Origin of the sequence: Bacillus cereus group sp. BfR-BA-01310 (assembly GCF_022664325.1) — a bacterium.
Lineage (GTDB): Bacteria > Bacillota > Bacilli > Bacillales > Bacillaceae_G > Bacillus_A > Bacillus_A paramycoides.
On record NZ_JAKUHD010000002.1, the window covers coordinates 302055 to 317063 of the forward strand.

Sequence of the window (15009 nt, forward strand, 5' to 3'; positions counted from 1 at the left end):
ACTCTCGTCTCCTTTTCTCACTTTTGAGAGAGACGCTGTCTATTCCATATCTCGATTATTCCACTATTTGATATATTTTGCTTCGTCCTTCTAACCGGCTGTCCTTCTATTTCTTTCTCATTCTTCGCAAACATCGTTGGTACGCCAAACGAAACTTTTTCTAAAATGTGACCCGCTTCTTCTGATAAACAATAATCAATAAATAAATCCGCAATAATACCACTCGGTGCACGTTTTAGTTTTGAAATCGCATTAACAGACAAACCTGTTTGCTCAGGTTCGTTACTTAAAATAGGAAAGCCTCGTTTTTGAAGCATTCTCTGATCTCCCATAAAATTGATGCCTATCATATATTCACCACTTGCCACAAGTTCTGCTGGTATGTAACCATTCACTGTTACTTCTCCAACCTGTCCTGCAAGATGCTTCACATACGCCTTCGCTTCCTCTTCACCTAAAGTATCAATAAGTGATTGAAAAAACGTATATGCAGTACCCGAAACATTTGGATCTGGCATAACAATCTTTCCAGTGTACGCAGGGTTTAATAAATCTTGCCACCTGGATGGATACGGTAGACCGAGTGGTGCTATTTCTTCGTTCCACCGCTCTTTATTAATTGCGATTGCCAATTTCTCTACTTCGTAACCGTACCAATAACCATCTTTATCTTTTACAGTTTTTGAAATACGATTCGCATGCTGGCTCGTCACAGGAATAGACAGATCCTTTTGCTTCATCATTTGATGTGCATCTACTGTACCGCCAATAATAATATCCGCTTTCGGATTTCCAGATTCCTCTTCCACTCTTCGAAGAAGTTCTTCTGTCGAAAGACGAATAAATTCATACGTACATCCTCGCGGTTTACAAAATGATGAAAGCAATGCCTCACCAACTTCCTCGCGGGCCGCTACATATGCAACAAGATGACGATCATCCAAAATAGGGAGACCACTTTTATTATATTTAATAGAGGTTGTATCTCGAGAGCAACTAGACATCGCTCCTCCAATTACTAGCAAAAAGAAGAAAAAGGCTATCTTTCTCATGACGCATTCTCCTTTACGAATAACTCTGCTAGAGAGCCTTTCATATACATGACATTCCCGTTATTATCACCGAGGTATTGCACAACAAAGTACGATGGATACACAGAAATCGTAAGAATATCCTCTCGCTCATTCTTTACACGCTTGCCTGTTTTATAGGCAGTAATATAAGCAATCGGTTCATTCTGTGATTGTAATAATTTCTGAATTTCTCCGTAATCTGTAATTTGCTTTGCGTATCGAATAGAATCAAATATTCGCGTAAGATCTATAGTACGTATTACATCCCCTTGCCTCACTACAACTTCCTTTGCCTCCGCAAAGAAATTACTAATGCGCTCTGGTGTATAATACAGACTTAACAAATACGTTTGCAATACTGAGATCATCGGATCCGTACCATTCTTTCCGTATACATTAGCCTCATACTGGAACAAGTCACCTACTGCAAAAGTACGTTTATGTCCATTCAAGTACGTTACTTCTCCAGTAAATACTTGTTCTTGATTCCTCGCTTCTCTCGGTTCTACTCGAATTCGGTCAAAGAATGAAACAATCGTATGCAAACGAACTTCATCCGTTACAACAGTTTCTCCCCACTTCTCATGCCTTACTTTCACTTCAGTAGGAAGGGATTCATTCACTCTTTGTAAAACGGCCTGTTTGTCATCCACAATCGTGATTCGATTATATATTTGCTTCTCAATAACATAAAACAAAATAAGAGAAACGATCATACAAAAGACAAACACAAGAATTTGAAATGATAGCCTTTTCATTTCTGCCTACCTCCAAGATAAAAAAACGTTGTTTCGAAAATACCGCATAATTGTTTCATAAATGTATCATTTAACCGCTTTCAAGTTTTTTATATCTTCCATCCGTCTTGGGAGTAAAAATGTCATACATATTGTAGTTCCCATTTCTTCACTACTCTCAATTCGCATACTCCCGCCTTGCTTCTTCATAATCTCCTGACAAATGTATAAACCATAGCCATTCCCGTAACTAGAAGGAAGTACCTTACCTTCCGGAGACTCATTCCACTCTGCAAGCACACCTTCATCCATACCAATACCATCATCATGAACAAAAACCTTTGCTTCCTGCTCATTTATAATTACATTCATACGAACTCGCGTAGCATCACTATATTTAATCGCATTATCAAGCACATTCAAGAAAATTTGCTTCGTCTTATCAAAATCCGCAACGACGTGTACTTCCATTAACTCATTCATAACTTCAATTTCAAACTGCCGCAACCTGAGTTTCACAATCGAAACTGCTTCTTCCGCCAATTCCTTTATATTCACGACTGTAGGTGACACTTCAAACGTACTCTTCCCATACTTTGAAGACTTAAGTAATTCCTCTACAAGTGATAATAGACGCTCACTTTCTACAGCCACATAACGGAGACTCTCCTGCACATCCTCCTTAGATTGTAACTTCGGAATTAAATCTACATAACCGATAATCGCTGTTAACGGTGTTTTCAACTCATGCGTAATTCGATCTAAGAAATCTTTCTGTTTCTCTTTCTCTTCCTTCAACTGTTTAATATGTAGTTCAATTCCATCAGCCATCGCATTAAAGGACGCTGAAAGCTGCGCAATTTCCACATACTCATTTAACTCAATCTTACTTTCATAATCTCCATTCGCAAGCCGATGCGCCATTTGCCTTAACTGATCAATTGGTTTATGAAGAGACTTCGCCAAACGAATCGCAAAGAAAATACCGGCGGCCACTAAGCAAAGAGATGTCATTAAAAACGTCCAACTCACATTCGTTAAAACTTCCTTCTCATCCGTTAGCTCATTTATGAAACGAATGCTTCCAATGACATCGTTTCCATAATAAACCGGACTTGAAAACAAAAGAATTGGAGCGGGGTCTCCCTCCTCAAAAACATAAGACTTCTTTCCCTTCAAAGAACTCTCAATGTCGATATTTCGATGAAGTAATGCTCCCTTTTGTGTATCTGCAACAACATCTCCATTCTTCCCAATCATCTGTACCCGGACATCCATTCGCTTCGCTAAATACGAAGCAATTAAAAGCGAATTGGGACCTAGCGTCTCCACTTCTGCTTCCTTCTCTAAATAATTCATCGTATAAATTTGCGCTTCCGCACTTAACTTTTCTAAGGAATCTGCCGCATTATGATACACATTCTTCTCCAGTGCAATATAAACAACCGCATACAAAAGAACAAGAATTGGAATCAACAATCCAACTATTCCAAACACCATATTTCGTTTTAAAGACATATCATCACCTTTTAGCAATCAAGCTTATACCCAACACCATAAATTGTCTTAATATACTCCCCGCTATTCCCTAGTTTCTTCCGAAGCCTTTGCACCATAATATCAACCGCTCTCGTATTTCCGATATACTCAAATCCCCATACTTTCTCAAGCAACTCATCTCTCATGAACACACGCTGAGGATTCGAAACAAACAACTGACATAAATTAAACTCTCGATACGTTAACTGAATTTCTTGCCCACTCACATGTACCTTTCTTTCCTTTGGACAAATTACCAATTCCCCTGCTCGGATCACCTCATGAGTAGAAGACACTTCCTCCTTCCTCACACGCCGACTCATATTTTTCACACGAAGAATAAGCTCCGCATAATTAAAAGGCTTCGTCACATAATCGTCCGCACCAAGCTGCAAGCCAAGCAATTTATCATTCATCTGACTCTTTGCTGTCAGCATAAGCACTGGGATATCACGATCCTTCTCTCGGAATAAACGTAATAACTCATACCCATCCGTATCAGGAAGCATCACATCTAAAATGAGTACATCCGGCTGCTCATTCCATCTCCCTAAAGCTTCTCTCCCATCAGCTGCCGTCAATACTTCATATCCTTCCATCTCTAACTGCATCCGAATTAAATTGCGGATACTCGATTCATCATCAACTACAAGTATTTTCATCATCATCCTCCTTCCATCCCGTATTATAGTACAGTTTAGTATAGCAAAAATCATACAAAAAAAGAGAGGGTATTGTCGAACATATGTTGAACGACGATACCCTCTCTTTTCCATTTCTACTTACTTCTCATAGCCATGAGGTTTCTTCTGATGCCAATTCCAAGCATGTTCAATAATTGTTTTAACCTCTACATACTGTGGATTCCATCCTAATTTCTCTTTCGCCTTTTGTGAAGAAGCAACTAGACGTGCTGGATCTCCCGCTCTTCTTGGTGCTACTTCTGCTGGGATTTCATGATTCGTAACTTCACGAACAGCTTCAACGATTTCTTTAACGCTAAACCCATTTCCATTTCCTAAGTTGTAGAAATCACTTTCCCCGCCGTTTTGTAAATCTTTAAGACCAAGGAAATGAGCTGCTACTAAATCTTCGACATGAATATAATCGCGAATACAAGTACCATCTGGTGTATTATAGTCTTCGCCAAACATTATAATCTTCTCACGTTGTCCTAAAGCAACTTGTAAAACAAGAGGTATTAAGTGTGTCTCAGGGCGATGATCCTCACCAATAATGCCACTTGGAGTTGCACCAGCTACGTTAAAGTATCTGAAAATCTTATATTTTAAATTAGAAGCTCGGCTATACCAATGGAGCATCTTTTCAATCGCTAGCTTCGTTTCACCGTATGTATTCGTTGGATTTGTTAAAGTTTCCTCAGTAATAAGATCAACATCTACCTCGCCATAAGTAGCAGCAGTAGAAGAGAAAATAAACTTATCTACTTTAAACTCGTCCATTACTTCTAGCAAGCAAAGTGCACCGTACACATTATTATTATAATATTGAAGAGGTTTCTCCATACTAACGCCAACTAAAGAATCAGCTGCAAAATGCATAACCACCTCAATATTTTCTTGTTTAAAAACATCTCTTAGAAAACCTTTATCACGAAGGTCTCCTTTATAAAACTTTGCACCCTCTGTAATCGCATCTTCATGCCCAGTTTGTAAATTATCAACTACTACTACAGATAGGCCTTCATCTATTAATTTTTTTACAGCGTGAGAACCGATGTAACCAGCTCCACCGCATACTAAAATTGAACTCATGTTCTTCCTCCTGCTCATATGTTAGAATCTTATAGTTACTTCCCTTCACCTCGTCTAATAGTCTTACATTATATAATAATAATATAAAAACATAAAAATAAACCCAACTCTTTCCAAAAGAGCTGGGTTTATTTTTATTATTACTTATTTTAACTCTAGATGTGTTCTTAATTTATTCGTTAAATCTTTTTTCGCTGCTTCTGGAACATAGTAATACCAAATACCGTCAGATGCTTTATGTCCGTCACCTGGGATTTGAATATCTTCACTATTTTGTAAGCAATCTTTATAATTCTTTTGCATATCAAACATTTGATCTTGCGTTAAGTTTGTTTTCACATTCTTTTGAATCGCTGTTAACACATCACCATAACTTGTAAGTGATGTGAAACTTGCACCCTTTTTAATAACAGCTTGCATCACTTGACGTTGACGCATTTGACGACCGAAGTCACCACGTGGATCTTCTTTACGCATACGAGTGAATGCTAAAGCTTGATCACCTGTTAAATGAATATTTCCCTTTTGGAAGTGCTTTCCTTCAAGAGAGAATTCCAAGTCATTATTTACATCAACACCGCCCACAGCATCAACAATGTCCTTAAATCCTTCCATACTAACTTCGATATAGTAATTAATTGGAATGTTTAAGAACTTCTCCACTGTTGCAACAGACATATCTACTCCACCAAACGCATAAGCATGGTTAATTTTATCACTTTTTCCTTTACCGACAATTTCCGTATACGTATCACGAGGGATACTTAACGTCTTCATAGAATTGTTTTTCGGATTTAAAGTAATAACCATTAAAGAGTCAGAACGTCCTTTATCTTCACCGCGTTCATCTGCACCTAGTAATAGGATTGAAACAGGTTCAGATTTATTGATTTTTTCTTCTTGTTTATTATTTTGATCACGCTTTAAAGGTTTATGAACTTCATCTAATGTTTTTGAAACAGAAGAATATATATTATAAGCGTAGACTCCTCCACCTATAATTAATACTCCTATGATTCCTAATATCCAAAATAGGATTTTCTTTTTCATTATTATAGACCTCTTCTTTCCATCATTCTGAATAAATATCCAGATAATAAAAGTATCAATTTAGTCTCTTATACTAAGAATGACATTCTATAACCAGTATATCAAAGTATATTCTATCTTAAGTAACCTAAACCTTTGATGGATTTTCCCTTCCCAAAAGCATAATCAATATTATTTCACTTTATAATACTCTACATACCAATTAGCAAACTCCTGTAAGCCTTTTTCTATAGAAGTTTCAGGTTTAAAATCTACAGCCTTCTGTAATAAATCAGTTGATGCATAAGTAGCTGGTACATCTCCTGGTTTAATAGGCTCAAACACCTTTTCAAATGCCACTTCTCTCCCTAAAGCTTTACCCAGTACTTTCTCTAATGTTTCAATAAACACCATTAATTTTTCAGGGTTATTGTTTCCAATATTGAATACTTTATGTTCAACATCACCTTTAGGTGGATTACTTAAAAGACGTTGAATTCCCTCAACAATATCATCTATATAAGTAAAATCACGATATAGGTCATTTTCAAAATCACCATTATTAAATATCTTGATTGACTCACCAGCAAAATACTTATCAGTAAATCCAAAGTAAGCCATATCCGGACGTCCCATAGGACCGTACACCGTAAAGAAACGAAGTCCAGTAGCAGGAATCTTATACAAATGACTATACGTATGAGCCATTAGTTCATTTGATTTCTTAGTAGATGCGTAAAGTGATACTGGGTTATCTACAAAATCTGTTTCCTCAAAAGGAACCTTTTTATTTGCTCCATACACAGAACTAGATGATGCATATACAAGATGATCAACTGGGTAATGTCTACATGCTTCGAGAACATTATAAAAACCAATAATATTACTTTGAATATATACATCTGGATTTTCAATTGAATATCTCACACCAGCTTGTGCAGCTAAATTCACTACAATATTTGGCTTGTACTCTTCAAAGATCTTAGTAATCATATCCTTATCAGAAATATCCCCTTTAATGAAGGTAAATTTCTCATATGGCTTAAGTTGCTCCAAACGAGCATATTTAAGATTCACATCATAATAATCATTTATATTATCAACACCTATTACTTTGCAACCTTGCTCTAGTAATTTTTTAGATAAGAAGTATCCTACAAAACCAGCGGCTCCAGTAATAAGGTATATTTTATTTTTATCTAGAGGCTTGTAAATCACTGTTATTCAACTCCTTCATGCGATCTCTACTTGTTGATTTTCTACCAATAGAATGATATTCTATGCCTGCTTCTTGCATTGCTTGCACATCATAAATGTTTCTACCATCATAAATTAGAGGTGTTCGCATTAATGTTTTATAAATTTCTGGAGTTAATGCCTTCACTTCTCCCCATTCTGTGAAAATAAAGCAGACGTTTGCACCTTCTAAAGCTTGTTCAATATCCGTAGCATATGTGATATTACCGTTCTTATTTTTTCCCTCTGGATACACTTTAGCAAAGTTATTCGCACCTACTGGATCAAATGCATAAATATCTGCGCCTTGCTCTAACAGTAGAGGAATATTTTCAAGAGATGCAGCTTCTCTTAAATCATCTGTACCAGGTTTAAATGTCAATCCTAATACCACCACTTTAAGACCGTTAAAAGTAATTAATCTTTGACTCGCTTTTTTGTATAATAGAGTCTTTTGATCTTTATTTACATCAATGGCAGCTTTTATCGTTCTTAATTCATAACCGTTTTGTCTCGCTAAGTACTCTAATGCTTTAGTATCTTTAGGGAAGCATGATCCTCCAAACCCAATACCTGCATTTAAAAATTTGCTTCCAATACGCTCATCAAAGCTCATACCTTTTGCAACATCTTGAATATCCGCACCAACTAACTCACAAAGATTAGCAATATCATTCATATAAGAAATCTTAAGAGCTAGGAAATCATTAGAAGCATATTTAATCATCTCTGCTGATCTTCTATTTACTGAAACGATAGGTAAATGGAATGGTTTATACAGATCCATTAACACTTTTTCAGCCCATTTACTTTCTGTACCAATAACAATTCTTTCTGCATATAGCGTATCATGAACCGCAGATCCTTGAGCTAAAAATTCTGGATTTGATGCCACTTCTACTTTCACATCATTAACTAAAAAGTCCTGAATAAACTGCTCTACTTTGTCATTTGTTCCAATTGGAACGGTTGATTTTACAACAATAAGGCAATCCTTTTCTACACTTTCAGCAATTTGTTTTGCAACGGTTGCAATATATGAAAGGTTTGCAGAACCATCAGCTTGTTCAGGAGTTCCTACACCAATGAAAATTGCATCTGCATCTTTATATGCTGACTTGTAATCCGTTGTATAATTAATTCTTCCAGCAGCATAATTTTTCTGCATTAAACCCTCTAAATCAGCTTCATAAATTGGTGAAACACCTGATTTCATTAATTCAACTTTTTTCTCATCAATATCAACGCAAGTTACTTGATGTCCTACTTCTGCAAAACATACGCCTGCTACTAAGCCGACGTAACCTGTTCCTGCTACTGCTATTTTGCACATAATCTTCACCTTCCAATTCAATCCTTTTATTGCAAAATATAATCCACACAATATGTTAGTTCTAAAAATATCAATTATGTTTCTTTAGCAACTTCTAAATCTATTTCTACTATAAACCATTATCATAGACAATCCTCACACTAATTAACTTTAAGAAGAGGGTTTGTTTATCACATACATTATTTGTCTTATTTTTCATTCTGACACTACTGCCCCTCTCCTAATTAATTCCTTTGTTACGATGGGCTCACTCATATTTATCTATTATAACGAAATTTATTTTTCACCTTCTTATTTTGATATGCTAAAGATATAGTCAAAATAAACTCAGAAAACAATGTTGCATAAGCAACACCATATGCACCCCAAATATAACCCAATAATATATTAGATAAAATTATTACTAATGCACTTATTTTAAAAGCCGTACTATATTCTTTTTGATGACCACTTGCAACTAAATTTTGAATACCAAGAAAGTTATTAAGTATACTTAGAAAGAACCAACAAACTAAGGGAATCATAAGCAAATAGTATGTTGAATACTGCTCTCCATATACTAAACTAACTATTAAATCAGAAAATAACATCAATAAAAGACTAACTATAGCAACAATAGGAACGACCACTTTCGAAATTTTCCGAACACTATCAATTCCTTTATCAAAAGAAATTGAAAATTGTTGGCTGACACGTGGAAAAATCGCTTGACTAATCGGTGCAAAAAACATGATCATCATATAAGGAATTTTTTGAATTGCCGAATATACCCCAATTGTATTGTTACTACTATTGGTGAAACCGAGTACCATAACTCCAATTCCGCTAAATATCACTGACATAGCAGAGGTCGTAAATGTATTCCATCCCTCTTTCAATTCAATAAAAATATCTTTTATGGTAATCTTTGTGAATCTGATTTTTAATTTATACCTTGTGATCAATGCACTAAAGATACCATTCAACAAAGATGTGATTGCATAAAGTGCACAGTATAAATAAACCTGGTTAGAGTGTTTTACTAACCCAAAAATCAGCATTACGGATATAACTCTCGAAAATACATTTATAATCGTAATAAATTTCATAACCTGTAGTCCCTGAAATAGCCATATTTGTTGTATTGCTGTTCCAATTACCATGGTATATAAAACTAAAATAGAAAAAAATTGTTCCTTATCTAAGTTAAGTACGAGTGAAATAGAAACCATTACTATAAATGAGATCAAGCATAGCAATAATTTTGTAATTGTAATACTAGTAAAAATTTTGGACTGTTCATCCCTTGTTGAAGTTAATGCTATTTTTCGTGAACCAGACAAATTGAACCCATATTCGACAATTACCTGAAAATAAGTTACAAAAGTTAATGAAAATGAAAAAACACCATACTGTGAACTACCCAAAACTCTAGTTACATATGGTAATGTTAGCAAGGGCATTATGGTATTAAAAAACTGTAATACATAAAGCCACATACCATTTATAAAAATTTTATTTTTTAGTAATGAACTAATTTTAGAAACCATTTTAACCTCTCTGTTTTTAGAAAAACTCATAAATTCAAATTAGAATTTATGCGTTAACCAATGTTTATAAAAGTCATTTGGTATAAAGTAAGTAATTTATAGGATATAAGCTATACAGATAGCAGCTCCCTCAAATTACTATTAAAGAATCATTTAAAATTACAACGCCATACAAAACAAATTTTAATACTCAAACTACAAGCTATTTGAATAAAATAAGAAAAAAACTGTATCATCTTTTAAACTTTTCCCTTAATACATTTGCAAATTAAATACTTAAAAATAAGAATACTCCTCATAATGTACCAATTTAGTATCCTCCTTAAATACTACCCAATTACTAAAGTGACGTTTCTTATTGAATAAGACATATATTTATGACCTTCAACTTAATTACACTTCTTAAAAAAGGAAATAGTACGGTTCCAATTGTAGGAGAGAATAACTACATCGCTTAAACTTATTGGTTTATATCATAAACTGGTGAAATTTTCCAAAGGTACATTTAGTACACGTGTAAAAAGTACTTGACCAGTTTCTTAACAAGTAAGAAACTGGTCAAGTGTTATTTTCTCATTATACTAGATAATACAATGTCCAAATGTTGCTCATATCCAACTTTAACTTCCTACACTCCTCTTAATCCATGATGAGACAGCACTCAAAGGAACTAAAATCATATATGCTATCAACGCATCCATACTTTGAGTTAGCAATCCAATAATTATTAGTAAATACAGAGCTTTTCTAGGAACACTCCTAGAACCATCTGCCCAGCGACAAGCAAATATTAAAATCAAAACTGTAACTGCCATACCTAGAGGAACACCACAATTTGCAACGCTCATTTCATATAAAGAGGGTGTCATACCTCCTGGTATATCTAACTCCGATGACGTTCCATATAATTTTGAGGTTAAATACCTATAATGTGGATAAGGTTTAGAAGGCCATATATCTCTAGGCACAAACATAAATATAGTTGAAATAAAGGTTTGCCCTCTATAGTCCAATATTGGCTCATCCATTATAAGTTCTCTATATAAAACAAATTTTGTAACATCATCCCTACCAAAGTCAATCCTATATGACGTATACAATGAATCAAAAGAGTTCGTTGCTACAGGTTTAATATACAGTGCGTATATAGAATTCAATATCAGCAAAACCAAAAACACTAATACAAACAGTCCCTTAATTGGTGTTTTTTTGTATTTTATTCTTATGCTGTTTATCCAGAAAAACAAAAACATAATTAATATTGTAACAACAATATATCTCTTACCATCTATCCATATTATTGAAAAAGCATATAAGAGGAGAACTAAATATTCACCACTTTTTACCTTTTTACAAAAAAATAAACAGCAAAACGCAAACATACTTATAAAAATCAAAAATGTATTAAGTTGATAAAATGAACTAGTTAAACCACGGGCACTAGATGTCCCATAAATAAAATACTTCGTTAAATTACCAGTAATTAAAATATGAACATACGGTAAAACTATTATCAAGGGGAGTACCTTGTTATTGAATATAATCGAGTTATTCTGGCTATATATATTAGTACTTTTAGCACTTTGTGTTTTTATATATATATAAAGACACACAATTGAAATCAATATATATATTGAATAAACTAACCGAACTAAGTCATCACCTAATGCTAACTCAAAATTTGAATACCATAGGGTATATTTAGGTACTCCTATAATGTTATCTAAAAGAACCGGAAGACAATTAAATACATATATGACAACCATTACATAATCTGCTATTGTCTTAGACTTATAACTAAGTATTCTATTTAAAGAATTAAAGAAAAGTATAGAGGAAATAACAATGAGAATCCAATCAATTATATTTGCCATTTTGCACAACCTTAATCTTAACTATTAACATTTAATACTATTTCATTCATAGTAGATACATTATCTGTACTTTCAAAAAAGCGTTTAGCGTTTTGTTCATACCTTTCATAATCATTTTCAATTTTTTTAAGGGCATCAATTATAGATTTTTTATCTGAAAAGTTTACACATTCACCAGCTCCAAATGCTCCAATTGTACTCATTAACCCAGGTACGTTACTGCCTAACATGGGGATACTAAAGCCAGCATATTCATAAATTTTGTTCGGTGCACAAAATAAATTGTTTAGTGAAGAATCATCATAATTTGCTACTCCTATATGTGCATAACTAGTAATTTGGAGGTGCAGAGGGGCTGGAAAATACCCTAAATAGATGGAATTCTCATATATTTTTTGCACCTTTTCCGCACCATCATAAAACGATTTTCCCATTAAAACAAGTGTATAATCAGATTTCATCTCATCTAACGCTTCTGCTAAAACCGCTAGATCCCTATCAGCAGAGATTATTCCCTGATATAGGATGATCTTTTTATCACGTATTTTCGATATTGCAGCTTCCAACTCTAATGTAGTTGATGTTTGTTGCAATTTCCTTGGATGGGAGTACGGCTTATTAGGTAATACATATGGTTCTTGTTTTAAATCCCACCATATTTTCATAATTTTCGCCCTAGTTTCTTCGCAAGAGATAGCAGCAGAGGCATTTCCAATTATCCTTTTTAATCCAAATCGATAAAAAGGATATTTATCATATAACTCTAGTATACTTAAAATATATGGCATTCTTTTGTATTTACCCATGAGCGCCAAAGCACCATCCACAGTTCCAAACCATAGAATTGTATTCTCATCTTTGTGTTTTTTGATTATACTCCAAGCTTTATATCTGAATTTCAGATATATGCTAACTTTTCCCAAATAACGAAACCGGATACGCTCATTTCCCACTACAATACATTTAATTTTTCTTTCTTTAAATTCATTTAATAGATGCTGATCACAATCTCCACAAATAACAGTGACATCTACACCGAAGTCGTTCAGTAGTAATATTTGGGAAACACATGGTGGATACATATGTAGAGCCTCTTTCACTACATATATTACTTTTTTAAAATTCATTACTAATTCCACCCTTTAAATCTAAAATAAACTTTTGATAAAAAGCTTTCCGTTTGCTATCCAATTTATAATAATCATATTCCTTTGCCTGTTCAAAACTTCGTCTAGCCTCTTTACACATCGATTCTTTATCCATCTTCTCCAATTTTTCACATATATCTTTAACTGATCCCTTAGAGAATATAAATTGGTCATTTAACAATTCAGGTATCCCACCAGTAGTAGAACCAATAGAAGGACAGCCTCTACTCATTGCTTCTACTAATGCCCTTGGTAGCCCTTCCTGTTTACTTGGTTGAATGTATATATCTATGTTATCTAGGTACTCAAAAACTTTTTCATGTGACATTGAACCCAAAAATTTGACTTTATCAAGTACTCCATGTTCCTTTGCAACTGATTTTAAAAAGCTGTTATCCCCGCCACCAACAATATGGTATTCAAAGTTATAACCTCTTTTATTGAGAAGTGAAATTGCCTCAATAACATATTGTTGTCCTTTATATTTTACATCGACAGCAGCTGTTGTACCTAGGATAAGTGGATTACCTTTAATAATATGATTAGTTTTTTTCAATCTTCTTTCCAAAATTTCATCATTTAATTGCGGTAATGCTACATCAGAACACCCTATTTCTATTCCTCGAGTGGGATATCTTCTTTGTAAAAATTCATTTGTTACATATATAACATTAGATGCATTTTTAACATGATTTCTTGTTGCCATGAATGTATAGGGGGCAATAATTTTCCCCTTAAAACTATGATTCCAATAAGCATCCCACGGACATGCCACTAATTCTATTAAATATGGCTTCTTATTCTTTTTAGAAAGTGAAACAGCTAGTGCCCCTATCGAGCTGGGTAACCTCGCGATCAATGCATCGCAACTTTTAATTTCCCTTTCAATAATTTTTTTTGCCGAGAAAAATTTTAGGTGATTTTTAATCGATTTAAAATTCGATATTTCTATGAATTTAACTCTTTCAGTTGAAGCAAGTGTTAACTTGTCATCTAAAACATCTATTTCTTTGTGTCTACTAATTATAGTGACTTCCTCAAAAATCTCAGTATATCGCTCTAATACCTCCTTAGAGAGGCCACCTGTACTGTAAAAACTATCTTTATATTTATAAAACATATGATCATGGGCAAATAACAGCTTCATATTTTTTTCCTTTCCATAATTTTTTTTGCAGGAACGCCACCAACAATTGTATTATTCCTTACTTCTCTTTTCACAACTGCCCCTGCAGCAATAATGCTCCCTGAACGAATTGTACTCCCCCCTAATATCCTACTCCCTGCTCCTATCCAAACGTTATTTTCAATAATGGTTTTTTTAAATTCACATCCTTGATCTCTAATATTTTTTTCTAAATCTGAATATATATGTTCTTCTGATAGAATTGTACTATTATGTGCAATAGAAACATCATTATCTATTTTAATTCCTCCAGAAGCATCAATATAACAAAGTGGATGAATACTAACGTTATCTCCTATCTCCAAATTGTGAATTCGGTGCAAATAAACATTTGAAAAAACCGCAACGTTTTCCCCACAACTCTTAGCACAGTTTTTTAAACAAATGTATCTGATTAACATGGCTATATAGTTGTCATGGCTCCTTGTTAGTTTTAGTAATTTTAAATAAAAAAACGGAGGCAAAATTTTTGATACTTTAACCAAAAGGTTTATCAATACAGCATATTTTTTTATAATTTCTCTCTTTCTTTTCATTAGGAACTCCTTTA

The 15009-nt window shown here is 34.1% G+C and carries 13 protein-coding genes; all 13 read right to left on the bottom strand.

The window, feature by feature from the left end; translation table 11 throughout:
• Window positions 1-17: 17 nt before the first annotated feature.
• The gene (locus MR109_RS06625; RefSeq protein ID WP_242271375.1) at window positions 18-1052 is read right to left on the bottom strand and encodes an ABC transporter substrate-binding protein; all 1035 of its coding nucleotides are present in this window, start codon (window positions 1050-1052) and stop codon (window positions 18-20) included.
• Window positions 1049-1831 (bottom strand): DUF3919 family protein, encoded by a 783-nt coding sequence (locus MR109_RS06630; RefSeq protein WP_242271378.1) that lies wholly within the window; start codon window positions 1829-1831, stop codon window positions 1049-1051. The genes MR109_RS06625 and MR109_RS06630 overlap by 4 nt, the downstream gene beginning before the upstream one ends.
• Window positions 1832-1897: 66 nt before the next feature.
• Window positions 1898-3328: a HAMP domain-containing sensor histidine kinase gene (locus MR109_RS06635; RefSeq protein ID WP_242271381.1), complete on the bottom strand. Its 1431-nt coding sequence runs from the start codon at window positions 3326-3328 to the stop codon at window positions 1898-1900.
• 11 nt (window positions 3329-3339) lie between these two features.
• The gene (locus MR109_RS06640) at window positions 3340-4011 is read right to left on the bottom strand and encodes a response regulator transcription factor (protein ID WP_242271382.1); all 672 of its coding nucleotides are present in this window, start codon (window positions 4009-4011) and stop codon (window positions 3340-3342) included.
• A gap of 120 nt (window positions 4012-4131) precedes the next feature.
• The gene (galE, locus tag MR109_RS06645; protein ID WP_242271383.1) at window positions 4132-5124 is read right to left on the bottom strand and encodes a UDP-glucose 4-epimerase GalE; all 993 of its coding nucleotides are present in this window, start codon (window positions 5122-5124) and stop codon (window positions 4132-4134) included.
• A 144-nt stretch (window positions 5125-5268) separates the two neighbouring features.
• Window positions 5269-6174, bottom strand: a complete 906-nt coding sequence (tagU, locus tag MR109_RS06650) for a polyisoprenyl-teichoic acid--peptidoglycan teichoic acid transferase TagU (protein ID WP_002191224.1) — start codon at window positions 6172-6174, stop codon at window positions 5269-5271.
• 171 nt (window positions 6175-6345) lie between these two features.
• On the bottom strand, window positions 6346-7371 hold the full coding sequence (locus MR109_RS06655; RefSeq protein ID WP_242271384.1) for a GDP-mannose 4,6-dehydratase: 1026 nt from the start codon (window positions 7369-7371) through the stop codon (window positions 6346-6348).
• Window positions 7349-8722 (bottom strand): UDP-glucose dehydrogenase family protein, encoded by a 1374-nt coding sequence (locus tag MR109_RS06660; protein ID WP_242271388.1) that lies wholly within the window; start codon window positions 8720-8722, stop codon window positions 7349-7351. The genes MR109_RS06655 and MR109_RS06660 overlap by 23 nt, the downstream gene beginning before the upstream one ends.
• Before the next feature lie 257 nt (window positions 8723-8979).
• Window positions 8980-10251: a flippase gene (locus MR109_RS06665; RefSeq protein ID WP_242271390.1), complete on the bottom strand. Its 1272-nt coding sequence runs from the start codon at window positions 10249-10251 to the stop codon at window positions 8980-8982.
• A gap of 620 nt (window positions 10252-10871) precedes the next feature.
• Window positions 10872-12125 (bottom strand): hypothetical protein, encoded by a 1254-nt coding sequence (locus MR109_RS06670; protein ID WP_242271393.1) that lies wholly within the window; start codon window positions 12123-12125, stop codon window positions 10872-10874.
• 17 nt (window positions 12126-12142) lie between these two features.
• Window positions 12143-13252: a glycosyltransferase family protein gene (locus MR109_RS06675; protein ID WP_242271394.1), complete on the bottom strand. Its 1110-nt coding sequence runs from the start codon at window positions 13250-13252 to the stop codon at window positions 12143-12145.
• Window positions 13242-14420 carry a glycosyltransferase family 4 protein gene (locus MR109_RS06680; protein ID WP_242271396.1) on the bottom strand — a complete coding sequence of 393 codons (1179 nt, stop codon included), beginning with the start codon at window positions 14418-14420 and terminating at the stop codon, window positions 13242-13244. Before MR109_RS06680 ends, MR109_RS06675 begins: the two co-directional genes overlap by 11 nt.
• The gene (locus MR109_RS06685) at window positions 14417-14995 is read right to left on the bottom strand and encodes an acyltransferase (protein WP_242271405.1); all 579 of its coding nucleotides are present in this window, start codon (window positions 14993-14995) and stop codon (window positions 14417-14419) included. The genes MR109_RS06680 and MR109_RS06685 overlap by 4 nt, the downstream gene beginning before the upstream one ends.
• Between the last annotated feature and the right edge of the window lie 14 nt (window positions 14996-15009).